This window comes from Cellulomonas fimi ATCC 484, assembly GCF_000212695.1.
GTDB classification, from domain to species: Bacteria; Actinomycetota; Actinomycetes; order Actinomycetales; family Cellulomonadaceae; genus Cellulomonas; species Cellulomonas fimi.
This window is the reverse complement of the sequence record NC_015514.1, coordinates 2,229,691-2,254,763: the sequence shown is the minus strand read 5'-3', so window position 1 is coordinate 2,254,763 and position 25,073 is coordinate 2,229,691. Positions and strand designations below refer to the sequence as shown.

The following is a 25,073-nucleotide window of genomic DNA, read 5'->3' as shown; positions in this document are numbered from 1 at the left end:
CGTCCGCAGCGACGGGCGCCCGCTGCGGGTCGGCATCGTCTGCCCGTACTCCTTCGACGTCCCCGGCGGCGTCCAGTTCCACGTCCGCGACCTCGCGGAGGCGCTCATGGCGCGCGGCCACCAGGTCTCGGTGCTGGCGCCCGCCGACGACGACACCCCCGTGCCGGACTACCTGACGGCGGCGGGCAAGGCGGTCCCCGTCCGCTACAACGGCTCCGTCGCCCGGCTCACGTTCGGGCCCATGACGGCCGCGCGCGTGCGCAAGTGGCTCGCGCAGGGGCAGTTCGACGTGCTGCACCTGCACGAGCCGGTCACGCCGAGCCTGTCCATGCTCGCCCTGTGGATCGCCGACGGCCCGGTCGTCGCGACGTTCCACACGGCGCAGGTGCGCTCGCGGTCCATGCAGGTGGCGTACCCCCTGGTGCGGCAGTCCCTCGAGAAGATCTCCGCGCGCATCGCGGTGTCCGAGGACGCGCGGCGCACGCTCGTCGAGCACCTCGGCGGCGACGCCGTCGTCATCCCGAACGGCGTCTACGTCGACACGTTCGCGGCCGCGAGGCCCGACGCGCGCTGGACCGGCACGCCGACCGCGCCGACGGTCGCGTTCCTCGGCCGGCTCGACGAGTCGCGCAAGGGGCTGCCCGTGCTGCTGGGCGCCGTCGGGCGCGTGCTCGACGAGGTGCCGGGCGCGCGGTTCCTGGTCGCGGGCCGCGGCGACACGGGCGCCGACCAGGCGCGCGAGGTCCTGGGGGAGCGCGCGGGCGCCGTCGAGTTCCTCGGGGGCGTGTCCGACGAGGACAAGGCCCGGCTGCTCGCGTCGGTCGACGTCTACTGCGCACCCCAGACGGGGGGCGAGAGCTTCGGGATCGTCCTCGTCGAGGCGATGAGCGCCGGCACGGCCGTGGTCGCGAGCGACCTGGGCGCGTTCTCGCGCGTGCTCGACGACGGCGCCGCGGGCGTGCTGTTCCGCGTGGGCGACAGCGAGGACCTGGCGCGCACGCTCGTGCGCGTGCTGCGTGACCCCGACCTGCGCGCGCGTGTGAGGGCGACCGCGAGCGAGTCGGTCCGCCGCTACGACTGGTCGGTCGTCACCGACCAGGTGCAGGCCGTGTACGAGATGGCGGTCGCCGGTCGCGACGCGCCCGTCGGGGAGGACCCGTCGTCGGTGCGCGGGGCCCGGCTCCTGGAGCTGCGCCGGTCACGGGGTGAGCGATGAGCTGGTCGGAGGTCGCGGTCCTCGTCACGCTCGTCGTGGCGCTCGGGGTGTGGTGGCTCTGGGTCACGGCGTCCCGGCTCGACCGGCTGCACCGCAAGGTCGCCGCGTCCCGGTCGGTCGTCGAGGCGCAGCTGCTGCGGCGCGCGAGCGTCGCGGCCGGGCTGGCGACGTCCGGACAGCTCGACCCCGTGAGCTCCGTGCTCGTCGCGGAGGCCGCGTGGGCGTCGCTCAGCGCGGGCGCGGCCGCGGCGGACGTCGCAAGCCTGCCGGCCGGGGTGCGCGAGCTGCTGAGCGCCGAGGAGGCCGCGGTCGCGACGGACGTCGACGAGCGCGGCCGGGTCGAGAGCGAGCTCTCCGCGACGCTGCGCGAGGCGCTCGGCGACCCAGAGGACGTCGCGGCCCTGCGCGCCGACCCGACGGGCGACGAGCTGCTCGGCTCGCTCGGCTCCGCCTGGTACCGCGTGCAGCTCGCCCGCCGGTTCCACAACGAGGCCGTCGCGCAGACGCAGCGCGCCCGGCGTGGACGCCTGGTCCGGCTGCTGCGCCTCGCGGGCCACGCACCGGCCCCGCGGACACTCGAGCTGGACGACGAGTGGCCCGCGGCGCTGGGCCGGCCGGGCGCGCGCGCGAGCGACGACGCGGCCCGTCCGGGCCCCTCGGCGCGCGGCACGGACGCGGCCGGCGACGCCCGCCGGGACGGCTGAGACGGCCGACGGGGCCGCACGGACGACGGACTACCATGGCGGGACGGGCCGCGCCCGGCCCCCCACCCCCACGACTTCTGTGAGGCTCGACGTGACCAGCGAGAACAGCCAGCCGACCACCACGACGCACGAGCCCGCCGCCGGCACCGTCGGCACCGCGCGCGTGAAGCGCGGCATGGCGGAGATGCTCAAGGGCGGCGTCATCATGGACGTCGTCACCGCGGAGCAGGCGAAGATCGCCGAGGACGCCGGCGCGGTCGCCGTCATGGCGCTCGAGCGCGTCCCGGCCGACATCCGCGCGCAGGGCGGCGTCGCGCGCATGAGCGACCCGGACCTCATCGACGGCATCATCGAGGCCGTCTCGATCCCCGTCATGGCGAAGGCCCGCATCGGCCACTTCGTCGAGGCGCAGGTGCTGCAGTCGCTCGGCGTCGACTACGTCGACGAGTCCGAGGTGCTCACCCCGGCCGACTACGCGCACCACATCGACAAGTGGGCGTTCACCGTCCCGTTCGTGTGCGGCGCGACCAACCTGGGCGAGGCGCTGCGCCGGATCACCGAGGGCGCCGCGATGATCCGCTCGAAGGGCGAGGCCGGCACGGGTGACGTGTCGAACGCCACGACGCACATGCGCACGCTGCGCGACGAGATCCGCCGCCTCACCTCGCTGCCGGAGGACGAGCTGTACCTCGCGGCGAAGGAGCTGCAGGCGCCGTACGAGCTCGTCAAGGAGGTCGCGACCGCCGGCAAGCTCCCGGTCGTGCTGTTCACCGCGGGGGGCATCGCGACCCCGGCGGACGCCGCGATGATGATGCAGCTGGGCGCCGAAGGGGTGTTCGTCGGCTCGGGCATCTTCAAGTCGGGCAACCCTGCCGAGCGTGCCGCCGCGATCGTCAAGGCCACGACGTTCTTCGACGACCCCGACGTGATCGCGAAGGTGTCGCGCGGCCTCGGCGAGGCCATGGTCGGCATCAACGTCGACGACGTCCCGGTGCCGCACCGTCTCGCCGAGCGGGGCTGGTGAGCGGGCCGGACCGCGCAGCCGGGGCCGCGGACGCGTCGTCGTCCGCGGCCCTCGGCGTGCCGGGGACGACGGGCGTGCCGCCCGCACGTGGGCACGCCGACGGCGGGGGACCGGTCCACGGGCTCGGGCCCGAGTGGCGGCCGGGTCCCGACGGCCTGCTGTTCCGGCGGGCCGCGCGGGTGATCCTGCTCGACGAGCACGACCGCGTCCTGCTCATGCGCGGGCACGACGTCGACCAGCCGGAACGGAGCTGGTGGTTCACCGTCGGCGGCGGCATCGACGACGGCGAGGACTCCCGGACCGCGGCGCTGCGCGAGCTGCGCGAGGAGACGGGCATCGTCCTGGACCCGGCGGCGCTGCAGGGGCCGGTGCTCACCCGGTCGGCGATCTTCGACTTCTTCGCGCAGCACTGCCGCCAGGACGAGGACCTGTACCTGGCGCGTGTGCGCTCGGGCGACGTCGGCGAGCTCAGCCGCGACGGCTGGACGGAGCTCGAGGCGGGCGTGCTCGACGAGCTGCGCTGGTGGCCGCTCGACGAGCTCGAGGCGGTGGACATCGAGGTGTTCCCCGCGGGGCTGCCGGCGCTCGTGCGGGACCTCGCGGCCGGCTGGGACGGCACGGTGCGGCACCTGGGGCTCGCGCGCGAGTCGTGACCGGTCGACCCCGACCGGGTGGTACTGGTCGGTAACGTCGGTGTGTACCGTCGACGGCATGCCCACCCTCGCGCCCACCTCGCCGACGCTGCACATCCCCCGCAGCGGCATCCGCACCCTCATGGAGCTCGCCAACCGCGACCCGGAGGCGCTCCACCTCGAGATCGGCGAGCCCGACGCCACGACCGCGCCCCACGTCGTCGACGCGGCCGCCCGCGCGGCGCACGACGGCCTCGCGGGCTACACCGCGAGCACCGGCATCCCGGCCCTGCGCGCCGCCGCCGCCGAGCGGGTCACGCGCGTCTCGGGCCGAAAGACGGCCGCCGACGACGTCGTCGTCACGCACGGCGCGATGCACGGGCTGACCATGACCATGGCCGCGCTGCTCGGGCCGGGCGACGAGGTGCTGCTGCCCGACCCGATGTTCCCGAACTGGGCCATGGCGGCCGTGTCGGTCGGTGCCACGGTGGGCACCTACCGCACCGCCCCCGAGGCGGGCTACGTCCCGGACCCCGCGGACGTCGAGGCCGCGATCGGGCCGCGCACGCGCGCGGTCGTCGTGTGCTCGCCGAACAACCCCACGGGTGCCGTGTACCCGGCCGAGGTCGTCGCCGCGCTCGTCGACGTCGCCCGGCGGCACGACCTGTGGGTGCTGTCCGACGAGTGCTACGAGGCCGTGACGTTCGGCGCGCCGCACGTGAGCCCCGCGGCGTTCGACACCGACGGACGGGTCGTCGTCCAGCACAGCCTGTCCAAGACGTACGCGATGACCGGCTGGCGCCTGGGGTATCTCGCGACCCCCCGGCACGACGTGGTGGAGACGCTCGGGCACCTCGCCGAGGCGACCGTCGCGTGCCCGTCGGCGGTCGGCCAGCACGCGGCGCTCGCCGCGCTCACGGGCTCGCAGGACTACGTCGCGCTCGCCGTGGCGTCCTACCGCGCGCGTCGCGACGCCGCGGTCGCGCAGCTCGACGCCGCCGGGATCGGCTACGTGCGTCCCGAGGGCGCGTTCTACCTCATGGTCGACGTGGGTGTCGCCGACACCGACGCGTTCGCGCTGCGGCTCCTCGCGGAGCGGCACGTCGCGGTCGCGCCGGGGGCGACGTTCGGGGCCGCGGCGCACGGGCGCGTGCGCGTGAGCCTCGCGGCGGCGCCCGACGTGCTGCGGACGGGGCTGGCGCGGCTCGTCGAGGCGGTCGAGGAGGTGCGCGCGGGCGACGGTGCGGCGGCCGACCGCCGGGCGCAGGCGGAGCCGCTCCTCGCCGCGAACTAGGATCCCCCGTCGTGACCGTGACCGTCGGAGTCCTCGCCCTGCAGGGAGACGTGCGCGAGCACGTGCACGCGCTGACCGTCGAGGGCGCGCACGCCGTGCCCGTGCGCCGCGTGCGCGAGCTCGACGCCGTCGACGCCCTCGTGATCCCCGGCGGCGAGTCGACGACCATCGACAAGCTGCTGCGGGCGTTCGACCTGTTCGCACCCGTCCAGGAGCGCCTGCGCGCCGGGATGCCCGCCTACGGGTCCTGCGCGGGCATGATCCTGCTGGCCGACCGGGTGCTGGGCGGCATCGAGGGGCAGCAGACCCTCGGTGGCGTCGACGTCACCGTGCGCCGCAACGCGTTCGGCCGCCAGGTCGACTCGTTCGAGACGGACCTCGCGGTCGAGGGCGTCGAGGACGGCCCGCTGCACGCGGTGTTCATCCGTGCGCCCTGGGTCGAGGAGGTCGGTCCGGCCGCCCGGGTCGTCGGTCGCGTCGAGTCGGGTCCCGCCGCCGGTAGGATCGTCGCGGTCCGCCAGGGACCGCTCCTCGTCACCTCCTTCCATCCGGAGGTCACGGGCGACACCCGGGTGCACCGTCTGTTCGTCGAGATCGTCCGCGAGAGCCAGGGGTAGGCAGAGCCGATGTCGGGTCATTCCAAGTGGGCCACCACCAAGCACAAGAAGGCCGTCGTCGACGCGAAGCGCGGCAAGCTCTTCGCGAAGCTGGTCAAGAACATCGAGGTGGCCGCCCGCACGGGCGGTGGTGACCCCGCGGGCAACCCGACGCTGTTCGACGCCATCCAGAAGGCGAAGAAGTCGTCGGTCCCGAACGACAACATCGACCGCGCCCTCAAGCGCGGGTCCGGCCAGGAGGCCGGCGGCGCCGACTACCAGACGATCATGTACGAGGGCTACGGCCCCGGCGGCGTCGCGGTCCTGGTCGAGTGCCTCACCGACAACCGCAACCGCGCCGCGTCCGACGTGCGCGTCGCGTTCACGCGCAACGGCGGCCAGATGGCCGACCCCGGCTCGGTGTCGTACATCTTCAGCCGCAAGGGCGTCGTCATCGTGCCCAAGGAGGGCACCGACGAGGACGCGGTCATGGAGGCGGTGCTCGACGCGGGCGGCGAGGAGGTCAACGACCTCGGCGAGTCGTTCGAGGTGCTGAGCGAGGCCACCGACCTCGTCCCGGTCCGCACGTCGCTGCAGGAGGCCGGCATCGAGTACGACTCCGCCGACGTCGTGTTCTGGCCGTCGACGCAGATCGAGGTCGACGCCGAGGGTGCGCGCAAGATCCTGCGCCTCATCGACGCGCTCGAGGACTCCGACGACGTGCAGAACGTCTACGCGAACTTCGACGCGTCCGACGAGGTCATGGCGGAGCTCGAGGACGACTGACGACAGGCGCGCAGCCTCCCGGGGAACGACCCGGGAGGCTGCGACCATACGAGCGTGCGCGTCCTCGGAGTCGATCCCGGCCTGACCCGGTGCGGTCTCGGCGTCGTCGACGGCCTGCCCGGGCGCCGCGCGCGGCTCGTCGCGGTCGGTGTCGCGCGCTCGCCGGTCGACGACGAGGTCGACCAGCGGCTGCTCACGATCGAGGCGCAGCTCGAGGAGTGGCTCGAGGAGCACGCGCCCGACGCGGTCGCCGTCGAGCGGGTGTTCGCGCAGCACAACGTGCGCACCGTGATGGGGACCGCGCAGGTCGCGGGGCTCGCGATGGTCGCGGCAGCACGGCGTCGCATCCCCGTCGCGCTGCACACCCCCAGCGAGGTCAAGGCCGCTGTCACGGGCAACGGCCGCGCCGAGAAGGCGCAGGTGCAGACCATGGTCCAGCGGCTGCTCGGCCTGGAGGAGCTGCCGCGTCCCGCGGACGCCGCGGACGCGCTCGCGCTCGCGATCTGCCACCTGTGGCGGCCGGCGGGTGCGCTGGGCGCGCCGCAGCGCGCGCCGGGCTCGATGACCGCGGCGCAGCGCGCGTGGGCCGCGGCCGAGCAGGCGGCGAAGCGGCGCGCCTGAGCCCGCGTCGACGGCGGGCACGGCCACTGCCCGGTCGGAGGCGACGGCGGGCCCCGGGGGAGCGCCGACCACGGCGGGCGTGTCCGTCGTACAGGTGTTCGGGCGTGTGCGAGAGTAGCGCCGTGACGGACGGGACGACGGAAGGGGCGCGGGCGTGATCGCGTCGGTGCGGGGCACGGTCCTGGCGGTGCGGCTGGACTCGGCCGTGGTCGAGGTCGGTGGTGTCGGGATGCTCGTGCAGGCCACGCCCGCGACGCTCGCCGGGCTGCGCGTGGGTGCGCAGGCCACGCTCGCGACGTCGCTCGTCGTCCGGGAGGACTCGCTCACGCTGTTCGGCTTCGCCGACGCCGACGAGCGCGAGGTGTTCGAGGTCGTGCAGACGGTGTCGGGCGTCGGCCCGCGCCTCGCGCTGGCGATGCTCGCGGTGCACACGCCCGACGGCCTGCGCCGGGCGGTCGCGGGGGAGGACCTGGCCGCGCTCATGCGGGTGCCCGGCATCGGCCGCAAGGGTGCGCAGCGCATCGTCCTCGAGCTCGGGGACCGCCTCGGCGCACCCTCCGGCGCGGGTGCGCCCGCCACGTCGTCGGCGGCGTCGGACGACCGGCGCGACCAGGTCGTCGAGGCGCTCGTCGGGCTCGGCTGGAACGCGAAGGCGGCGGGGGACGCCGTGTCGGCCGTCCTGCAGGACGCGCCCGGCCCGGTCGCCGCCGACGAGGTCGCGGGCGTGCTGCGCGCCGCGCTGCGCACGCTCGGCGGCGGTCATGGCTGACGGCGACGACCTCGATCTCGACGTCGCGACCGAGCGGCTGCCGGCGGAGTCGCTGGTCCGCTCCGGTGCCGACGACGTCGAGCGGGCCGCGGAGGCGGCGCTGCGACCGCGCACCCTGGACGAGTTCGTGGGGCAGCGCGTCGTGCGCGACCAGCTCTCGCTCGTGCTGCAGGCCGCGCGCCGGCGCGGCCGCGCACCCGACCACGTCCTGCTGTCCGGGCCGCCCGGGCTGGGCAAGACGACGCTCGCGATGATCATCGCCGCCGAGCTCGGCACGTCGCTGCGCGTCACGAGCGGCCCGGCGATCCAGCACGCGGGCGACCTGGCCGCCGTGCTGTCCTCGCTCGAGGAGGGCGAGGTGCTGTTCCTCGACGAGATCCACCGCCTCGCGCGTCCCGCGGAGGAGCTGCTGTACGTGGCGATGGAGGACTTCCGGGTCGACGTCGTCGTGGGCAAGGGCGCGGGCGCGAGCGCGATCCCGCTCGCGCTGCCGCCGTTCACCGTGGTCGGCGCGACGACGCGCGCGGGCCTGCTGCCGGCACCGCTGCGCGACCGGTTCGGCTTCACCGGGCACCTCGACTTCTACGAGACGCACGAGCTCGAGCGGGTCCTGCTGCGCTCGGCCGGCCTCCTGGGGGTGCCGCTGGACGGCGACGCCGCGGCCGAGATCGCGTCGCGCTCGCGCGGCACGCCCCGCATCGCGAACCGCCTGCTGCGCCGCGTGCGCGACTGGGCCGAGGTCCGCGGCGACGGGATGCTGAGCCTCGCGGCCGCACGCGCCGCGCTCGAGGTCTACGAGGTGGACGCGCGTGGGCTCGACCGGCTGGACCGGGCGGTCCTGTCGGCGCTGTGCACGCGGTTCGGCGGCGGGCCGGTCGGCCTGACGACGCTCGCCGTGGCCGTCGGCGAGGAGCCCGAGACGGTCGAGACCGTCGCCGAGCCGTTCCTCGTGCGCGAGGGGCTCATCGGCCGGACGCCGCGCGGGCGCGTCGCGCTGCCCGGCGCGTGGGAGCACCTGGGCCTCGACCCGCTCCCCGGGCCGGGCACGCTGTTCGGCTGACGACGCGCAGGTCCTCGTGGGGGCGGCCCGGGGCGTGCCGTGGAGGGTGCGCCGGTCGCGGTCGACGCCGACGGGGGAGTGCGATCGGGAACCTCGCGGTGCCACGGGACGTTGGAGCGGCGAGCCGCTGCGCCTAGACTGCGGCGGACACATCACTCGATCGGAGCCGTACCAGTCGTGGACCCCACCTTCCTCGTCATCCTCCTCCTCGCCTTCGGCGCGTTCTGGCTCATGTCCAGCCGGACCCGCAAGCAGCAGCGCGAGGCCCAGGACTTCCGGAACAACCTGGCGCCGGGGGACGAGATCATGACCGGCTCGGGCCTGTTCGGCACCGTGGTCGAGGTCGAGGGTGACGTCATCACCGTCGAGTCGACCCCGGGGTCGCGCACCCGCTGGATCCGCGCCGCGATCGCCAAGCGTGTCGACCCGCCGGCGGACACCGCCGCCGACGAGGACGAGGACGAGGAGACCTTCGACGACGACGCCACGGACGCCGACCGCGACCGTGCCGCCGACGAGGTCATCGACGTCCCGGACGACCTGTCCTCGCTCCCGCCCGTCCTGCGCAAGAAGGACGACGAGCCGGACACCAAGTAACCGCACACGGCCCGGGTGACGACGCCCGGGCCTGGACCCCACCGGTCGCCTGGGTGACCGGTGCGCGCACGAGAGAAGACTCCGTTGGCCCCTCCTGCCCGCCGTCACCGGCCGGTCCGTACGCTCCTGTGGCTCGGGCTGCTGGTCGTCGCCCTCTTCGGCACGATCTTCGCCGGCACCGAGCGCTCCACCGCGACGTGGACGCCGAACCTCGCCCTCGACCTCGAAGGGGGCACGCAGGTCATCCTGAAGCCCGTCTCCGACGACCCGGGCGCCATCACGTCCGAGACGATCTCGCAGGCGATCGAGGTCATCCGGCAGCGCGTCGACTCCTCGGGTGTCGCCGAGGCGGAGATCACGAGCCAGAGCGGCAACAACATCGTGGTCGCGCTCCCGGGCACGCCCAGCGAGGAGACGCTCGAGCTCGTCCGGACGTCCGCGCAGATGGAGTTCCGTCCCGTGCTGACCTTCGGCGCGCCCACGCCGGTCGGCGAGGACGACGCGGCCGCGCCGGAGCCGACGGAGTCCGCCGCGGCGACCGACCCGGAGGCGGCCGACCCGGCCGCGACGCAGGAGCCCGCGGCAGACGCTGCGGCGACGCCCGAGCCGACGCCCAGCGCGTCGGCGCCCGCGTCGGACACGCCCGCGAAGGCCGCCCCTGACACCCCGAGCGACGCGGCGTACTACGTCACGCCCGCGGTGCAGGAGCGTTTCGACACCCTCGACTGCACGGACCCGAGCAACCTCACGGGCGGCGCCCCGGGTGACCCGGACGCGGCGTTCGTCACGTGCGACCCGGCCGGCACGGCCAAGTACATCCTCGGCCCGGTCGAGATCGAGGGCGGCGAGATCTCGGGCGCGAGCTCGGGCCTGCGCCAGACGCAGACCGGCGGCGTCACCAACGAGTGGGTCGTCAACCTCGAGTTCACGTCGAAGGGCACGACGCAGTTCACCGACGTCACGACCCGGCTGCAGGGGCTCACGAGCCCGCAGAACCAGTTCGCGGTCGTGCTCGACGGGCTCGTCATCTCGGCGCCGGGGCTGGACCCCGGCACGATCATCTCCAACGGCAAGGCCGAGATCTCGGGCACGTTCACGCGGGAGTCGGCGGCCACGCTCGCCAACCAGCTGAACTTTGGCTCGCTGCCGCTGACGTTCGAGGTGCAGAGCGAGGAGCAGATCTCCGCGACACTCGGCTCGGAGCAGCTGCAGAAGGGTCTCGTCGCGGGCCTCATCGGCCTCGTCCTCGTCGTCATCTACTCGCTGTTCCAGTACCGCGCGCTCGGGCTGCTCACGGTGTCGTCGCTCATCGTGGCGGCCGTGATCACCTACGGCGTCATCACGCTGCTGTCGTGGACGCAGGGCTACCGCCTGTCGCTGCCGGGCGTCGCGGGCCTGATCGTCGCGATCGGCATCACGGCGGACTCGTTCATCGTGTACTTCGAACGCATCCGTGACGAGCTGCGCGAGGGCCGCACGCTGCAGGCCGCCGTCGAGCGCGGCTGGGAGCGGGCGCGACGCACCATCCTGGCGTCCGACGCGGTGAACTTCATCGCCGCGGCGGTGCTCTACGTGCTCGCCGTGGGCGGCGTCCGCGGCTTCGCGTTCACCCTCGGTCTCACGACGATCATCGACGTGATCGTGGTGTTCCTGTTCACACACCCGGTCATGACGCTCATCGCCCGCACGAAGTTCTGGGGCGAGGGCCACCCGTGGTCCGGCCTCGACCCGCGCCGGCTCGGCGTGGACGTGCCGCGCTACGCCGGCCGTGGCCGCGTCGTCGCGCCGACGCCCGGCAAGACCGCGAAGGGCGACGCCGACCGTGTCCCGGTGGGCGTCGGCACGGGCACGTCCGGCGACGCCACGGCGCCGACCGGCGGGACCATCGCCGAGCGGCGGGCGGCCGCGCGGGCCGCCGCCGCGCGTGAGGCCCAGGGTGCACCGCCTCCCGAGCCGGCGGACCGGGGACCCGACCCGACGGGGACGAACGAGCCCGCGACCGGGCGCACCGAGGGGAGCGAGCTCTGATGGCCGCCGGATTCGCCCAGTGGGGCAACGACCTCTACACCGGCCGCCGGTCGTACGACATCGTCGGGCGCCGCAAGGTCTGGTACACGATCTCCGCGATCCTCGTCGCCGTCTCCGCGGTGCTGCTCGTCAAGCCGGGCCTCAACCCCGGCATCGAGTTCCGTGGCGGCTCCGAGTTCGTGGTGTCCGGGGTCACGGACCTCGACCAGCAGCTCGCGATCGACACGGTCCAGGCCAACGCGCCCGGCGAGTCGCCCAAGGTCACGACGATCGGCACGGAGAGCCTGCGGATCCAGACCGCCGAGCTGTCCAACACCGAGGTCGAGGAGATGCAGGGGGCGCTGGCCGAGGCCTACGGCGTGCCCGAGGAGAACGTCACCTCGTCGTTCATCGGCCCGTCGTGGGGTGCCGACATCTCCCGCAAGGCGATCACGGGCATCGTCGTCTTCCTGCTGTTCGTCGCGGTCGTCATGACGATCTACTTCCGCAACTGGCGGATGGCGGTCGCCGCGCTCATCGCGCTGTTCCACGACCTGATCATCACCGCGGGCGTGTACGCGGGCGTCGGCTGGGAGGTCACGCCGGCCACCGTCATCGGCTTCCTGACGATCCTCGGGTACTCCATCTACGACACCGTCGTGGTGTTCGACAAGGTCCGCGAGAACACCGCGGACACCCTCGAGCAGACCCGCTTCACGTACGCCGAGAAGGCGAACCTCGCCGTCAACCAGACGCTCGTGCGGTCGATCAACACCTCGGTCGTCGCGCTCCTGCCGGTCGCCTCGATCCTGTTCGTCGGCGCGTTCGTGCTCGGGGCCGGGACGCTGCGCGACATCGCGCTCGCGCTCTTCGTCGGCATGCTCATCGGCACGTTCTCCTCGGTCTTCCTCGCGACCCCCGCCGAGGTGTCGCTGCGCGAGCGGGAGTCGGCGATCCGCGAGCACACCCGCAAGGTGCTGGCGTCCCGCGGGGCGCGGGGCGCTGCCGAGTCCGGCGAGCCGGTGACGGCGGGCGCGGCGGGGGTGCGCTCGGCCGGTCAGCTGCGACCGGGCGGGCACCAGGGCGTCGCCGCACAGCCGAAGCGCCGCCGGTGACCGGCCTGCCCGCCGGACAGCCGGCCGTGGGGGTGCCGTCGGGCGCCCCCACGGACCGCGCGCGGCTGCTCACGCGCGTCGACGAGCTCGTGCGCCTCGTGCCGGACTACCCCAAGCCCGGCGTCCTGTTCCGCGACATCACCCCGTTGCTCGCCGACGGCCCGGCGTTCGCCGGGGTCGTCGACGCCATCGCGCAGGCCGCGCCCGAGGGCGTCGACCTCGTCGCCGGCATGGAGGCGCGCGGGTTCCTGCTCGCCTCCCCGGTCGCGGTGGCCCTCGGCGCGGGTGTCCTGCCCGTGCGCAAGGCCGGCAAGCTGCCCGGCCCGACGGCCGTCGAGCACTACGAGCTCGAGTACGGGCACGCGTCGGTCGAGATCCACCCGTTCACCGTCCCCGACGGGGCGCGCGTGCTCGTCATCGACGACGTCCTCGCCACGGGCGGCACCGCCGCGGCGACCGTCGCGCTGCTCGAGCAGTGCGGCGCGCACGTCGTCGGCCTGTCGTTCCTCGTCGAGCTCGAGGGGCTTGCGGGGCGCGACCGGCTCGGGGACCACCCGATCGACGTGCTGGTCCGCATCCCCTGACGCCCTGTCCGGCGACCGCCCCCGCGCGACCGGGGCGGCGTCGGGCGGGAGCCGGACCTTTCCGGCACGTGTCGGACCATGCGTGCGCACGGACGTAGACTGCTGCGATCCGGTCCCTACGGCTCGGACGTCCCGCCGCAGGTCGCCGCGACGTCCCGGGGACCTCGACGGCGGGAGGGGGTGCGATGAGCGACGACGTCCGCACCTCCGAGGCTGCCGTCGGCGACGTCCCGGCCGACACCGGCGCGACCGCGGCCAACCGCGTGCGGCAGCGCCTCGTCCGGTTCGGGCAGCGCTCCGGCCCCGCGTTCCCCGCGCTCGAGCCCGTCCTGCAGGCCGCGCGGACCAACCACCCCAAGGCCGACCTCGCGGTCGTAGAGCAGGCGTACGTCGTCGCCGAGAAGGCGCACCGCGGGCAGCTGCGCAAGAGCGGCGACCCGTACATCACGCACCCGGTCGCCGTCGCGACGATCCTCGCCGAGCTCGGCATGACCCCGTCGACGCTCGCGGCCGCGCTGCTGCACGACACGGTCGAGGACACCGAGTACTCCCTCGACCAGCTCCGCCGCGAGTTCGGGCCCGAGGTCGCGATGCTCGTCGACGGCGTGACCAAGCTCGACAAGGTCACCTACGGCGACGCCGCGCAGGCCGAGACCGTGCGCAAGATGGTCGTCGCAATGTCACGCGACATCCGCGTGCTCGTCATCAAGCTCGCCGACCGGCTCCACAACGCGCGCACCTGGAAGTTCGTCGCGTCCACGTCCGCCGAGAAGAAGGCGCGCGAGACGCTCGAGATCTACGCACCGCTCGCGCACCGCCTCGGCATGAACACCATCAAGTGGGAGCTCGAGGACCTGTCGTTCGCGACGCTGTACCCCAAGCTCTACGACGAGATCGTGCACCTCGTCGCCGAGCGGGCCCCCGCGCGCGAGGAGTACCTCGCGGTCGTCCGCGACCAGGTCGGTGCGGACCTGCGCTCCGCGAAGATCAAGGCCACGGTCACGGGGCGGCCCAAGCACTACTACTCGATCTACCAGAAGATGATCGTGCGAGGCCGCGACTTCGCCGACATCTACGACCTCGTGGGCGTGCGCGTCCTGGTCGACACGGTGCGCGACTGCTACGCGGCGCTCGGCGCCCTGCACGCGCGGTGGAACCCGGTCCCCGGCCGGTTCAAGGACTACATCGCGATGCCGAAGTTCAACCTCTACCAGTCGCTGCACACGACCGTGATCGGCCCCGGCGGCAAGCCCGTCGAGATCCAGATCCGTACGCACGACATGCACCGCCGGGCGGAGTACGGCGTCGCGGCGCACTGGAAGTACAAGGAGTCCGCGAAGAGCGCGCCGGGGCAGACCGGTGACGCGGCCGGCAACGACATGGTGTGGCTGCGCCAGCTCGTCGATTGGCAGAAGGAGACCGCCGACCCGACCGAGTTCCTCGACTCGCTGCGGTTCGAGATCGCCGGCTCCGAGGTCTACGTGTTCACGCCCAAGGGCGACGTCATCGGCCTGCCGTCGGGGTCGACCCCGGTCGACTTCGCGTACGCCGTGCACACCGAGGTCGGCCACCGCACCATGGGCGCCCGCGTCAACGGTCGCCTGGTCCCGCTCGACTCCGCGCTCGAGAACGGCGACGTGGTCGACGTCTTCACGTCCAAGTCCGAGACGGCGGGGCCGTCACGGGACTGGCTCGGTTTCGTCAAGAGCCCGCGTGCCCGCAACAAGATCCGGCAGTGGTTCTCCAAGGAGCGCCGCGAGGAGGCGATCGAGCACGGCAAGGACGCGATCGCGAAGGCGATGCGCAAGCAGAACCTGCCGATCCAGCGCCTGCTGTCCCACGAGTCGCTCGTCGCCCTCGCGAACGAGATGCGCTACCAGGACGTGTCCGCGCTCTACGCCGCGATCGGCGAGGGCCAGGTGTCGGCCGCGACCGTCGTGCAGCGCCTCGTGCACTCGCTCGGTGGTGAGCCCGCCGCCGAGGAGGACCTCGCCGAGACCGCACGTCCCGGCCCGACGGCACGCCGTGTGCGCACGGGCGATCCCGGCGTGGTCGTCAAGGGCGTCGACGACGTGTGGGTCAAGCTCGCGAAGTGCTGCACGCCGGTGCCGGGAGACGACATCGTCGGGTTCGTGACCCGCGGCGCCGGCGTCAGCGTGCACCGCTCGGACTGCATCAACGTCGACGCGCTGCGCTCACAGCCGGAGCGGATGGTCGACGTGCTCTGGAGCCACAGCAGCTCCTCGATGTTCCTGGTCCAGATCCAGGTCGAGGCGCTCGACCGCAGCCGTCTGCTGTCCGACGTGACGCGTGTGCTGTCCGACCACCACGTCAACATCCTGTCCGCGTCGGTCTCGACGTCGCGCGACCGTGTCGCGCTGTCCCGGTTCGTCTTCGAGATGGCCGAGCCGTCGCACCTCGCGTCCGTCCTGGCCGCCGTGCGCAAGGTCGAGGGCGTGTTCGACGTGTACCGGATCACCGGCGCGAAGGCCGCCGAGGAGCCCGTGATCCGCGCCTGAGCACGCCAGGACGCGCAGCCGGGCCCGCGCCCGGGCGACCCCGCGGGCGCCCGGCATCGCGTCCAGCGAGCGCAACGCGCGCGGCACGTCGAGCCCCAGCGGCAGCAGCTGCGCGAGCAGCCGGTGCACGTCGTCGTCGCGCGCGAACCGCGCCACGTCCAGCCCGGTGCGCGCGACCGTCGTGACCCGCAGAGGCCCGACCAGCTGGACGTCGGCCGGCGTCAGGTGCGCCTCCCAGGACGCGCGCGGGCCCGTGCGACGCCCCCGCCCGGGCGGCACGAGGACGTCGACGTGCGCCGGTGCGCCGCCGCCCGCGTGCACCCAGACGGCGGCCGCGCGCCCGACCACGCCGTGCGCCGGGACGACGTCGAGGAGCGCCGCACCGCGCAACGCGGCCGTCACCGGCGCGTCCGCGACCACGGCGACGTCGCCCCACAGGGGACGCAGGACACGGTCGCGGCGCAGCGCGAACCACGCCGGAGCCCCGACGTCCGTGCGCCGCACCAGGGCCGCAGGAGCGGTGCGTCGGGGCCGGTAGGTCCGCAGGTCGGCCGCAGGTGGCGTCGTCACCGGGCCAGCCTCGCCCACGCGCGGCACCCGCGACGGCGCTCCACCGGGCCTGTGGACGACGACGCCCACCGCGCCGGTCGGCGGGTGGGCGTCGTCGGGGCGGGACCGGCGTCAGCCGCGGGCGTCCTGCGCGGCCCGCTGGACCTGCTCGAGCCACGCGCGGCGGGCGTCCAGCGCGGCCTGCGCGTCGGCGATGCGGCGCGCGTCCCCGGCGGACTTGGCCCGCTCGAGGTCGGCCTCGAGCCCGGCGATCGCCTGCTCGAGCTGCGCGGCCGCGCCCTCCGCCCGCGCGCGCGTCTCGGGGTTGGTCCGTCGCCACTGCGCCTGGTCGGCGTCACGGACGGCGGACTCGACCGCGCGCAGGCGACCCTCGACCCGCTGCACGTCGGCGCGCGGCACCTTGCCCGCGGCCTCCCAGCGGTCCTGGATCGACCGCAGCGCCTGCTTGGCCGACGCGAGGTCGCGCACCGGGAGGATCGCCTCGGCCTCCGCGAGCAGCGCCTCCTTGACCTCGAGGTTCGCGCGGAACTCGGTGTCCGTCGCGGCGGAGTGCGCGTCGCGCGCCGCGAAGAACGTGTCCTGCGCGGCCCGGAAGCGGCTCCACAGCGCGTCGTCGTCCGCGCGGCTCGCCCGGCCGGCGGCCTTCCAGCGCGCCATCAGGTCGCGGAAGGCACCCGCGGTCGGGCCCCACTCGGTGCTGTGCTGGAGCTTCTCCGCCTCGGCGACGAGCTGCTCCTTGGCCGCCTTGGCGCCCGCGTTGCGCGACTCGAGCTCGGCGAAGAAGTGCCGCCGCTCCCGGTCGAACGTCGTGCGCGCGTGGCTGAACCGCTTCCAGAGGGACTCCTCCGTCGGGCGGTCCAGGCGCGGGCCCGAGCGCTGCGCCTCCTTCCACTGCTCCAGCAGGACGCGCAGCTGCTCGCCGGCGGGCCGCCACTGGATGCGCGACGGGTCGGTCGACGCGATCTTCTCGGCCTGCTCGACGATCGCGGTGCGCGACACGAGCGCGGCCTCCCGGGCCGCCGCCCGCTCGGCCTCCGCGGCCGCCCGGCGCTCCGCGGCGACGCCGCGCAGCGACTCGAGCCGCGCGCGCAGCGCGTCGAGGTCGCCCACGGCGGCCGGCTCAGCGAGCTCCTCGGTCAGGCGCGCGAGCGTCTGGTCGATCTCCTTGACCGACAGGTCCGTCGCGGTCAGGCGCGCCTCGAACACCGCGACCTTGGCCTGCAGGTCGAGGAAGCGGCGCACGTACAGCGCGAGAGCCTCCTCGCGGGACGCGCCGGGGAACTGGCCGACGACCCGCTCGCCCGCGGCCTCGCGGACCGAGACGGTGCCCTCGTCGTCCACCGAGCCGAACGTCGCGGCGTGCGCGGCCTCCGCGCTGTCGTCCGGCACCGGCACGACCGGCGCGGCGGGCGTCACCGCGGCGGGGGAGGCGGGCGGGTGCGGGACCGGGCGCGGGCGCGGTGTGGGTCGCGCACCGGCGGGCGTGACGGTCGCGGGCGTCGGGCGAGGGGCCACGGTGCCCGCGGACGCGGTCGTGCCCTCGGCACCCGCCGGTGCGTCCGGGGTGGCGGTCTCGTCCTGCGCCGGTGCGTCCGGGGTGGCGGTCTCGTCCTGCGCCGGTGCGTCCGGGGTGGCGGTCTCGTCCTGCGCCGGTGCGTCCGGGGTGGCGGTCTCGTCCTGCGCCGGTGCGTCCGGGGTCGCGGTCTCGTCCTGCGCCGGTGCGTCCGCGGTGGCGGTCTCGTCCCGCGCCGGTGCGTCCGGGACCACGTCCTCGTCCTGCACGGGCTCGGGTGCGTCCTCGTCCTGCGCGGGTGCGGTCTCGTCCGAGGGCGCGGCGTCGGACGTCGGCTCGCCGGCGGTGACGTCGGCGTCCGTGTCGGCGGCCGGAGCGTCGTCGGGGGCTGCCGCGTCCGCGACGTCGGTCGTGACGTCGCCGGCCGTCGGCTCGGTGGCCTCCTCGGCCGGGACGGGCGCGGCGGGTTCGACGGACGGGGGAGTGGTCGTCGGCTCGTCCGGCGTGGACGGCGAAGCGGGGGTCTCGGTCACTGGGTCTCCACTCCCTCGATGATGACGTCGTCCACCGGGGTCTCGGACCCCTCCACGGTGCCCGCGTCAGCGATGGCCTGCACGACGTCCAACCCGGACGTGATGCGGCCGAACACGGTGTAGCCACCCGCCGAGTCCGACGGGATCTGCGAATCCTCGTACACGAGGAAGAACTGGCTGCCCATCGAGCTGCCGTCGCCGCCGACGCGCGCCATCGCGATCGTCCCGGCGGGGTAGACGTCGTCCGACGGTGCGTTCTCGACCGGGCCCCACGAGTACCCCGGGCCGCCCTGGCCGGTCGCGGTCGGGTCCCCGCACTGCAGCACGTGGATGCCCCCGGTGACGAGGCGGTGGCAGCTCGTGCCGTCGAAGTAGCCCTCCCGGGCGAGGGTCACGAAGTTGGCGACGGCCTGCGGCGCCGCGGCGCCGTCGAGCTCGATGGCGACGTCGCCCTGCGACAGCGCGAGCGTGCCGGTCCAGGTGCGGCCCTCGGCGAGCGCGGCCTCGGGCACCACGCCGCCGTTGCCCGTGCGTGCGGGCTGCGCGGTCGCCTGGGGCTGGTCCGACACGACGGGCGAGGGCAGCGCGACCGGGGTGTCGTCGCGGGTCAGGGCCACGGCGGCACCGATGCCGACCGCGAGCACCAGGGCTCCGACGACGGCGCCGGCGACGACGCGCTGACGCCGCTGACGCGCGCGGGCCTGGACCTGGCGCTGCTGCCACTTCTCGTACCGGCGGCGCTCGTACTCACGCTCGCGCTTGCTGGACACGCACACTCCTCGTGACGTCGGTGCGGGGCAGCAGGCGCTCGACCTGCCGCACCGCACGAAGGGACCCCGGACAGTCTAGGCAGCCCGGACCCCTGTCGAGCCAACGACCGGCGCGACGACGCGCCGTCGGGGCCCCGGCTAGCGTGCGGGGCATGGAGCTCCTGACCCTCGTCTCGCCCGTGCTCGGGGCCCGCTGCACCGTCGTCGTCGCGTCGGACGGCGCGTGCGTCGTCGTCGACCCGGGCGCCGGGGTCACCGACGCGGTCGTCGCCGCGGTGGCCGAGCGGGGCCTGCGTCCTGCGGCCGTGCTGGTGACGCACGGGCACGCCGACCACGCGTGGGACGCCGGTCCGCTGTCCGCCGCGCTCGACGTGCCGGTCCGCGTGCACGCGGCCGACGCCTACCGCCTGGAGGACCCCTTCGGGACGCTCGGGGTGCTCGGCGGGGCCGCCCCGCACGACCCGACGGGACCGCTCGCGTCGGCGCTCGCGCAGGTGGGTGTCGACCCCCGCGGCTACCGGCCGCCCGAGCACGTCGAGACGTTCGGCGACGCGGGCCCCGGCCGCAGCGAGGACGTCACGTGGGCGGTGGGTGACGTCACGGTCGTCGCACGGCACGCGCCCGGGCACACGGAGGGCTCGACCCTGTACCTGCTCCACGACGGCGCGGCCCGGCCGGTCGCGCTCACGGGCGACGTGCTGTTCGCGGGCACGATCGGTCGCACGGACCTGCCCGGAGGCGACGGCCCGACGATGGAGCGGACGCTGCGCGAGGTGGTGGCGGTGCTGGACCCGCGGACGGTCGTCCTGCCCGGGCACGGCCCCGGCAGCGACGTCGCGACCGAGCTGGCCACCAACCCGTACCTGGCACCGGCGCGCTGACCTGCGGGCTCGTGCTCGGCGTGGCCCGGACGAGCGGGCGGGCGCCGGTGGCCGCGCGACGCGGCGGGGCGCCGTCGTCTGCCAGACTCGGGCCTCATGGCACGTCCCACACCCCTGTCCGGCTTTCCCGAGTGGCTCCCCGAGGGGCGCGTCGTCGAGCAGCACGTGCTCGACGTGCTGCGCCGCACGTTCGAGCTGCACGGGTTCGTGGGGATCGAGACGCGGGCCGTGGAGCCGCTCGACCAGCTGCTGCGCAAGGGCGAGACCTCGAAGGAGGTCTACGTGCTCTCGCGGCTCCAGGAGGACCCCGAGAGCCCGGACCGCGGGGGCCGGCTCGGCCTGCACTTCGACCTGACGGTGCCGTTCGCGCGGTACGTGCTGGAGCACGCGGGCCACCTCGCGTTCCCGTTCCGCCGCTACCAGATCCAGAAGGTGTGGCGCGGCGAGCGCCCCCAGGACGGCCGGTTCCGCGAGTTCGTCCAGGCGGACATCGACGTCGTCGGCGCGGGCGAGCTGCCCTACCACTACGAGGTCGAGCTGCCCCTGGTCATGGCGGAGGCGCTCGGCGCGCTGCGCGACGTCGGGCTGCCCCCGGTGCGGATCCTCGTGAACAACCGCAAGGTCGCCGAGGGCTTCTACCGCGGCATCGGCCTGACGGACGTCGAGGCGGTGCTGCGCAGCATCGACAAGCTCGACAAGGTCGGCGGCCCTGCGGTGGCCGAGCTGCTCGTCGCGGAGGCCGGTGCGAGCGCAGATCAGGCGCAGGCGTGCCTCGAGCTGGCCGCCGTGGCGGGCGACGACGAGTCGGTCGTCGACGCCGTGCGTGCCGTGGCCGACCGGCACGGCGCCACGCACCCGCTGCTCGACGAAGGGCTCGCCGAGCTCGGTGCCCTCGTGCGCGCGGCGGCGGTGCGGGCCCCGGGCGTGGTCCGGGCCGAGCTCAAGATCGCGCGCGGCCTCGACTATTACACCGGCTCGGTGTACGAGACGCTGCTCGTCGGGCACGAGCAGCTCGGCTCCATCTGCTCGGGCGGCCGGTACGACACCCTCGCGTCCGACGGGTCGAGCACCTACCCGGGTGTGGGCCTGTCGATCGGGGTCTCCCGGCTCGTCTCCCGGCTGCTCGGTGCGGGGCTCGTGCGCGCGACGCGTGCGGTGCCCTCCGCCGTGCTCGTCGCGGTGGCGAACGAGGACGACCGCGGCCGCTCGCAGGACGTCGCCATCGCGCTGCGGGCCCGCGGCATCCCGGTGGAGGTCGCGCCGTCGGCGGCGAAGTTCGGCAAGCAGATCCGGCACGCCGACCGGCGTGGCATCCCCTTCGTGTGGTTCCCCGGGGACCCGGCCGCCGAGGACCCGGCGCGGGTCGCGGACCAGGTCAAGGACATCCGTTCGGGCGAGCAGGTGCCCGCGGACGCCGCGACGTGGCAGCCTCCGGCCGAGGACCTGTGGCCGCGCGTGGTCCCCGCGGAGGGCTGACGCCGGACCCGCCCCGCCGCGCGACCGCTTGACACCCGTTCGAACGGGTGTTCGACTCGGTACGTGCGGTGGGACGGGCAGAGCGTGACGACGGCGGGCGGCGACGCCCTGCCGGGGCTCGCGCTCGCGAACCTCGTGCGCAGCGTCCGCACCCCCGAGTTCGCGGGGGTCACGTTCCACGAGGTGCTGTGCCGCAGCGCGCTGAACAAGGTCCCCGCGGCCTCGCAGATGCCCTTCCGCTGGACCGTCAACGCCGTGCGCGGCTGCCTGCACGCGTGCACGTACTGCTTCGCGCGCCCGACCCACGAGTACCTCGACCTCGGCGCCGGACGGGACTTCGAGACCCAGCTCGTCGTCAAGACGAACGTCGTGGACGTCCTGCGCGCCGAGCTCGCGCGGCCGTCGTGGCGGCGCGAGCACGTCGCGATGGGCACCAACACGGACCCGTACCAGCGCGTCGAGGGCCGCTACCAGTTCATGCCGGGCATCGTCGACGCGCTCGTCCGGCACCGCACACCGCTGTCGATCCTCACCAAGGGGACGCTGCTGCGGCGCGACCTGCCGCTGCTCGCCGAGGCCGCGCGTGAGGTCCGCGTCGGCATCGGCGTCTCCCTCGCGGTCGTCGACCCCGAGCTCCAGGCCGAGCTCGAACCCGGCACCCCCGCTCCGCGAGCCCGGCTCGAGCTCATCCGCGCGGTGCGTGACGCCGGACTGCCGTGCGGCGTCATGGTCGCGCCCGTCCTGCCCTGGCTCACCGACGGCCGCGAGCACCTCGACGCGCTGCTGCGCGCGCTCGCGGACGCCGGCGCGACCGGTGTGACCGTCCTGCCGCTGCACCTGCGCGGCTCGGTCAAGCCCCTGTTCCTCGGCTGGCTCGCGCGCTACCGCCCGGACCTCGTGCCGCGGTACCAGGACCTGTACGGCACCGGCGCGTACGCCCCCGCGGCGTACGGCCGCTGGCTGCACGACCGGGTTACGCCGCTCCTGCAGCGCCACGGCTTCGCCGACCCCTCCGGCCACCGTGCCGGGCGCGGCGCGGCACCGGGGGAGGGCGCGTACCCGGTCGGGTCGCTCCCTGCACCCGGGCCCGAGGTCACCGTGCCGGGCGTCGCGCAGCCGACGCTGTTCTGACCCGGGAATGTCCGGGCGGCCGGGCGGCGTGCGACCACTAAGATCGTGCGGGCGTCCGTCGGACGCGACACCCGTCTCCGAGCGAAGGAATCCCCGTGCTCCGCACCCACCACGCCGGCTCCCTGCGAGCCGAGCACGTCGGCACCACCGTCACCCTCACGGGCTGGGTGGACCGGCGCCGCGATCACGGCGGGGTGGCGTTCGTGGACCTGCGGGACGCGTCGGGGATCGCCCAGGTGGTCATCCGCGACGAGGCCGTCGCGCACGGGCTGCGCGCCGAGTACGTGCTGCAGGTGACCGGCGAGGTGGGCCGTCGCCCCGAGGGCAACGAGAACCCGCAGCTCGCCACGGGCGAGGTCGAGGTCGTCGCGCACGAGGTCGTCGTGCTCAACGAGTCCGCGCCCCTGCCGTTCCAGGTCTCGTCGTCGCTCGACGAGACCGTCGGCGAGGAGGCCCGGCTCAAGCACCGCTACCTCGACCTGCGTCGCCCCGCCCCCGCGCGTGCGCTGCGGCTGCGTGCCAAGGCGAGCCAGGCCGCGCGCGCGGTGCTCGACGCGCAGGACTTCGTCGAGGTCGAGACGCCGACGCTCACGCGCTCCACGCCCGAGGGCGCCCGTGACTTCCTCGTGCCGGCGCGCCTGTCGCCCGGCTCCTGGTACGCCCTGCCGCAGTCGCCGCAGCTCTTCAAGCAGCTGCTCATGGTCGCGGGCCTCGAGCGGTACTACCAGATCGCCCGCTGCTACCGCGACGAGGACTTCCGCGCGGACCGGCAGCCCGAGTTCACGCAGCTCGACGTCGAGATGAGCTTCGTCGAGCAGGACGACGTCATCGCGCTGGGCGAGCAGATCCTCGTCGCGCTGTGGCGCCTCGTCGACGTCGAGATCCCCACCCCGATCCGCCGCATGACGTTCGCGGACGCGATGGCGCGCTACGGCTCGGACAAGCCGGACCTGCGGTTCGGCCTCGAGCTCGTCGAGCTCACCGACTACTTCCGCGAGACGCCCTTCCGCGTCTTCCAGGCGCCGTACGTCGGCGCCGTCGTCCAGCCGGGCGGCGCGAGCACGCCGAGGCGCGGTTTCGACGCGTGGCAGGAGTGGGCCAAGCAGCGCGGCGCGAAGGGCCTCGCGTACGTCACGGTCGGCGAGGACGGCGAGCTCGGCGGCCCCGTCGCCAAGAACATCACCGAGGCCGAGCGGGCCGGGCTCGTCGCCGCGACCGGCGCGTCCCCGGGCGACGCGATCTTCTTCGCCGCCGGCCCGACGTCCGAGGCGCGCGCGCTGCTCGGCGCCGCACGCCTGGAGATCGGCCGCCGCGGCGGGTTGATCGACGAGAAGGCGTGGGAGTTCGTCTGGGTCGTCGACGCGCCGCTGTTCAAGCCGACCGGCGAGGACGACGACGTCGCGGTCGGCGGCGGCGCCTGGACGGCCGTGCACCACGCGTTCACGTCGCCGACCCCGCAGTGGATCGACACGTTCGAGCAGGACCCGGGCAACGCCCTCGCGTACGCGTACGACATCGTCTGCAACGGCAACGAGATCGGCGGGGGCTCGATCCGTATCCACCGCCGCGACGTGCAGGAGCGCGTCTTCGAGGTCATGGGCATCGGCCCCGAGGAGGCGCAGGAGAAGTTCGGCTTCCTGCTCGACGCGTTCCAGTTCGGCGCCCCGCCGCACGGCGGCATCGCGTTCGGCTGGGACCGGATCGTCGCGCTGCTCACCGGTGCCGAGTCGATCCGCGAGGTCATCGCGTTCCCCAAGTCGGGTGGCGGCTACGACCCGCTCACCGCCGCTCCCGCGCCGATCACGCCCGAGCAGCGGCGTGAGGCCGGCGTCGACGCGAAGCCGAAGCCGAAGACCCAGCCGGAGGCGTGACCGCCGTCCTCGACCGGCTCCCCGCCCGGTGGCGCGCCGCACGCGTGCTGCTGGGCGGGGACCCGCGCTGGTACGACGCGCACGTCGTCGGCGACGACGACGCCGTGCTCCTCGCCGCGCCCTCCGGCACGGGTCCGAGCCTGTTCGGCCTCGGCGACCGGCGCGGCGTGGAGCGGCTGGTCGCCGCCGCCGTCCGCGACCGCGCGCACCCGGACTCCCTGCTCGGCCGCGCCGGCTTCGTCGACCGCGCGCGCTGGATGACCGTCGCGCGTGACGCGGTGCCCGGGCCGGCCGTGCTCGGGCCGCTGGGTCTGCAGCCGTTCTCCACGTGGGACTGGATGGCGGCCGACGCGCTGCCGCCCCGCCACCCCGCCGAGGTCCTGGTCCGGCCGCTCGACCGGCACGCCGAGGCCGACGCGATCCGGGCGTGCCTGGCCGTCGCGAACCCGCGCACGAGCGCCGGTCCGGACGGTCCCGACGAGGCGGGCTGGTGGGGCGTCGACGGTCCGGACGGCCTGCACGGCGTCGTCGGCGCGACCGTGCGCGGCGGTGGTCGCGCACCGACGTCGTGGCACGTGCACGGCCTGGCCGTGCTGCCGCAGGAGTCCGGGCGGGGGCTCGGGACCGCGCTCACGGCCACGGTCGTGCGGTCCGCGCTCGCGGCCGGGGCGGAGTTCGTGTCGCTCGGCCTGTACGCGGACAACGAGCGGGCACGCCGCGTCTACGAGCGCCTCGGGTTCCGCACGGAGCTGCGCGCGGCGTCGTACGGACCGCCCGAGGCCGACCGCCCCGCGCCCTGACCCC

The 25,073-nt window shown here is 74.7% G+C and carries 22 protein-coding genes; 20 read left to right on the top strand and 2 right to left on the bottom strand.

Going from position 1 to position 25,073, the window contains the following annotated elements; translation table 11 throughout:
- Positions 1 to 22 precede the first annotated feature (22 nt).
- From CELF_RS10295 to CELF_RS10225, 15 genes are all read left to right on the top strand, one after another.
- Positions 23 to 1,216 carry a glycosyltransferase family 4 protein gene (locus CELF_RS10295; protein ID WP_126298125.1) on the top strand — a complete coding sequence of 398 codons (1,194 nt, stop codon included), beginning with the start codon at positions 23 to 25 and terminating at the stop codon, positions 1,214 to 1,216.
- The gene (locus CELF_RS10290; RefSeq protein ID WP_013771193.1) at positions 1,213 to 1,920 is read left to right on the top strand and encodes a hypothetical protein; all 708 of its coding nucleotides are present in this window, start codon (positions 1,213 to 1,215) and stop codon (positions 1,918 to 1,920) included. The genes CELF_RS10295 and CELF_RS10290 overlap by 4 nt, the downstream gene beginning before the upstream one ends.
- A gap of 91 nt (positions 1,921 to 2,011) precedes the next feature.
- A complete protein-coding gene (gene pdxS, locus CELF_RS10285; RefSeq protein WP_013771192.1) occupies positions 2,012 to 2,944 on the top strand; it encodes a pyridoxal 5'-phosphate synthase lyase subunit PdxS in 933 nt (310 codons plus the stop codon).
- Positions 2,941 to 3,597, top strand: coding sequence for an NUDIX hydrolase (locus CELF_RS10280; RefSeq protein WP_013771191.1), 657 nt, complete (start codon positions 2,941 to 2,943; stop codon positions 3,595 to 3,597). The genes pdxS and CELF_RS10280 overlap by 4 nt, the downstream gene beginning before the upstream one ends.
- A 58-nt stretch (positions 3,598 to 3,655) precedes the next feature.
- Positions 3,656 to 4,870 (top strand): pyridoxal phosphate-dependent aminotransferase, encoded by a 1,215-nt coding sequence (locus tag CELF_RS10275; protein ID WP_013771190.1) that lies wholly within the window; start codon positions 3,656 to 3,658, stop codon positions 4,868 to 4,870.
- Positions 4,871 to 4,881: 11 nt separating this feature from the next.
- Positions 4,882 to 5,487 carry a pyridoxal 5'-phosphate synthase glutaminase subunit PdxT gene (gene pdxT / locus CELF_RS10270; protein WP_013771189.1) on the top strand — a complete coding sequence of 202 codons (606 nt, stop codon included), beginning with the start codon at positions 4,882 to 4,884 and terminating at the stop codon, positions 5,485 to 5,487.
- Between the two features lie 9 nt (positions 5,488 to 5,496).
- The gene (locus tag CELF_RS10265; protein WP_013771188.1) at positions 5,497 to 6,252 is read left to right on the top strand and encodes a YebC/PmpR family DNA-binding transcriptional regulator; all 756 of its coding nucleotides are present in this window, start codon (positions 5,497 to 5,499) and stop codon (positions 6,250 to 6,252) included.
- Positions 6,253 to 6,306: 54 nt separating this feature from the next.
- Complete coding sequence (gene ruvC, locus CELF_RS10260; RefSeq protein WP_013771187.1) at positions 6,307 to 6,873, top strand: crossover junction endodeoxyribonuclease RuvC; 567 nt, start codon at positions 6,307 to 6,309, stop codon at positions 6,871 to 6,873.
- A gap of 154 nt (positions 6,874 to 7,027) precedes the next feature.
- Positions 7,028 to 7,642 (top strand): Holliday junction branch migration protein RuvA, encoded by a 615-nt coding sequence (gene ruvA, locus CELF_RS10255; protein ID WP_013771186.1) that lies wholly within the window; start codon positions 7,028 to 7,030, stop codon positions 7,640 to 7,642.
- On the top strand, positions 7,635 to 8,702 hold the full coding sequence (gene ruvB / locus CELF_RS10250; RefSeq protein WP_013771185.1) for a Holliday junction branch migration DNA helicase RuvB: 1,068 nt from the start codon (positions 7,635 to 7,637) through the stop codon (positions 8,700 to 8,702). The genes ruvA and ruvB overlap by 8 nt, the downstream gene beginning before the upstream one ends.
- Positions 8,703 to 8,879: 177 nt before the next feature.
- A complete protein-coding gene (yajC, locus tag CELF_RS10245; RefSeq protein WP_013771184.1) occupies positions 8,880 to 9,299 on the top strand; it encodes a preprotein translocase subunit YajC in 420 nt (139 codons plus the stop codon).
- 84 nt (positions 9,300 to 9,383) lie between these two features.
- Positions 9,384 to 11,327: a protein translocase subunit SecD gene (secD, locus tag CELF_RS10240; RefSeq protein WP_013771183.1), complete on the top strand. Its 1,944-nt coding sequence runs from the start codon at positions 9,384 to 9,386 to the stop codon at positions 11,325 to 11,327.
- Positions 11,327 to 12,421 carry a protein translocase subunit SecF gene (gene secF / locus CELF_RS10235; protein ID WP_013771182.1) on the top strand — a complete coding sequence of 365 codons (1,095 nt, stop codon included), beginning with the start codon at positions 11,327 to 11,329 and terminating at the stop codon, positions 12,419 to 12,421. The genes secD and secF overlap by 1 nt, the downstream gene beginning before the upstream one ends.
- Positions 12,418 to 13,005: an adenine phosphoribosyltransferase gene (locus tag CELF_RS10230; protein ID WP_013771181.1), complete on the top strand. Its 588-nt coding sequence runs from the start codon at positions 12,418 to 12,420 to the stop codon at positions 13,003 to 13,005. Before secF ends, CELF_RS10230 begins: the two co-directional genes overlap by 4 nt.
- A gap of 185 nt (positions 13,006 to 13,190) precedes the next feature.
- A complete protein-coding gene (locus CELF_RS10225) occupies positions 13,191 to 15,524 on the top strand; it encodes a RelA/SpoT family protein (protein WP_013771180.1) in 2,334 nt (777 codons plus the stop codon).
- 681 nt (positions 15,525 to 16,205) lie between these two features.
- Here CELF_RS10225 and CELF_RS10220 read toward each other — a convergent pair.
- Both CELF_RS10220 and CELF_RS10215 read right to left on the bottom strand, forming a co-directional pair.
- Positions 16,206 to 18,140, bottom strand: a complete 1,935-nt coding sequence (locus CELF_RS10220) for a DUF349 domain-containing protein (RefSeq protein WP_013771179.1) — start codon at positions 18,138 to 18,140, stop codon at positions 16,206 to 16,208.
- Entirely contained in the window at positions 18,137 to 18,910 is a 774-nt protein-coding gene (locus CELF_RS10215; protein WP_013771178.1) for a peptidylprolyl isomerase, read from the bottom strand. The genes CELF_RS10220 and CELF_RS10215 overlap by 4 nt, the downstream gene beginning before the upstream one ends.
- 152 nt (positions 18,911 to 19,062) lie before the next feature.
- Here CELF_RS10215 and CELF_RS10210 point away from each other — a divergent pair, with 152 nt between their 5' ends.
- The 5 genes from CELF_RS10210 to CELF_RS10190 all read left to right on the top strand — a co-directional run bounded on the left by CELF_RS10210 (position 19,063) and on the right by CELF_RS10190 (position 25,069).
- On the top strand, positions 19,063 to 19,791 hold the full coding sequence (locus CELF_RS10210) for an MBL fold metallo-hydrolase (RefSeq protein ID WP_013771177.1): 729 nt from the start codon (positions 19,063 to 19,065) through the stop codon (positions 19,789 to 19,791).
- A 96-nt stretch (positions 19,792 to 19,887) separates the two neighbouring features.
- Positions 19,888 to 21,267 carry a histidine--tRNA ligase gene (gene hisS / locus CELF_RS10205; protein ID WP_013771176.1) on the top strand — a complete coding sequence of 460 codons (1,380 nt, stop codon included), beginning with the start codon at positions 19,888 to 19,890 and terminating at the stop codon, positions 21,265 to 21,267.
- A gap of 63 nt (positions 21,268 to 21,330) precedes the next feature.
- Positions 21,331 to 22,398, top strand: coding sequence for an Rv2578c family radical SAM protein (locus CELF_RS10200; protein WP_013771175.1), 1,068 nt, complete (start codon positions 21,331 to 21,333; stop codon positions 22,396 to 22,398).
- 95 nt (positions 22,399 to 22,493) lie between these two features.
- Positions 22,494 to 24,269 carry an aspartate--tRNA ligase gene (gene aspS / locus CELF_RS10195; RefSeq protein ID WP_013771174.1) on the top strand — a complete coding sequence of 592 codons (1,776 nt, stop codon included), beginning with the start codon at positions 22,494 to 22,496 and terminating at the stop codon, positions 24,267 to 24,269.
- Positions 24,266 to 25,069 carry a GNAT family N-acetyltransferase gene (locus CELF_RS10190; RefSeq protein ID WP_013771173.1) on the top strand — a complete coding sequence of 268 codons (804 nt, stop codon included), beginning with the start codon at positions 24,266 to 24,268 and terminating at the stop codon, positions 25,067 to 25,069. The genes aspS and CELF_RS10190 overlap by 4 nt, the downstream gene beginning before the upstream one ends.
- Positions 25,070 to 25,073: the final 4 nt, after the last annotated feature.

Excerpts from the sequence above, each read along its gene's own strand:
- CELF_RS10210 (WP_013771177.1), top strand. The coding sequence starts at position 19,063 with ATGGAGCTCCTGACCCTCGTCTCGCCCGTGCTCGGGGCCCGCTGCACC.
- secF (WP_013771182.1), top strand. The coding sequence starts at position 11,327 with ATGGCCGCCGGATTCGCCCAGTGGGGCAACGACCTCTACACCGGCCGC.
- hisS (WP_013771176.1), top strand. The coding sequence starts at position 19,888 with ATGGCACGTCCCACACCCCTGTCCGGCTTTCCCGAGTGGCTCCCCGAG.
- CELF_RS10290 (WP_013771193.1), top strand. The coding sequence starts at position 1,213 with ATGAGCTGGTCGGAGGTCGCGGTCCTCGTCACGCTCGTCGTGGCGCTC.
- CELF_RS10225 (WP_013771180.1), top strand. The coding sequence starts at position 13,191 with ATGAGCGACGACGTCCGCACCTCCGAGGCTGCCGTCGGCGACGTCCCG.
- CELF_RS10275 (WP_013771190.1), top strand. The coding sequence starts at position 3,656 with ATGCCCACCCTCGCGCCCACCTCGCCGACGCTGCACATCCCCCGCAGC.
- ruvB (WP_013771185.1), top strand. The coding sequence starts at position 7,635 with ATGGCTGACGGCGACGACCTCGATCTCGACGTCGCGACCGAGCGGCTG.
- CELF_RS10265 (WP_013771188.1), top strand. The coding sequence starts at position 5,497 with ATGTCGGGTCATTCCAAGTGGGCCACCACCAAGCACAAGAAGGCCGTC.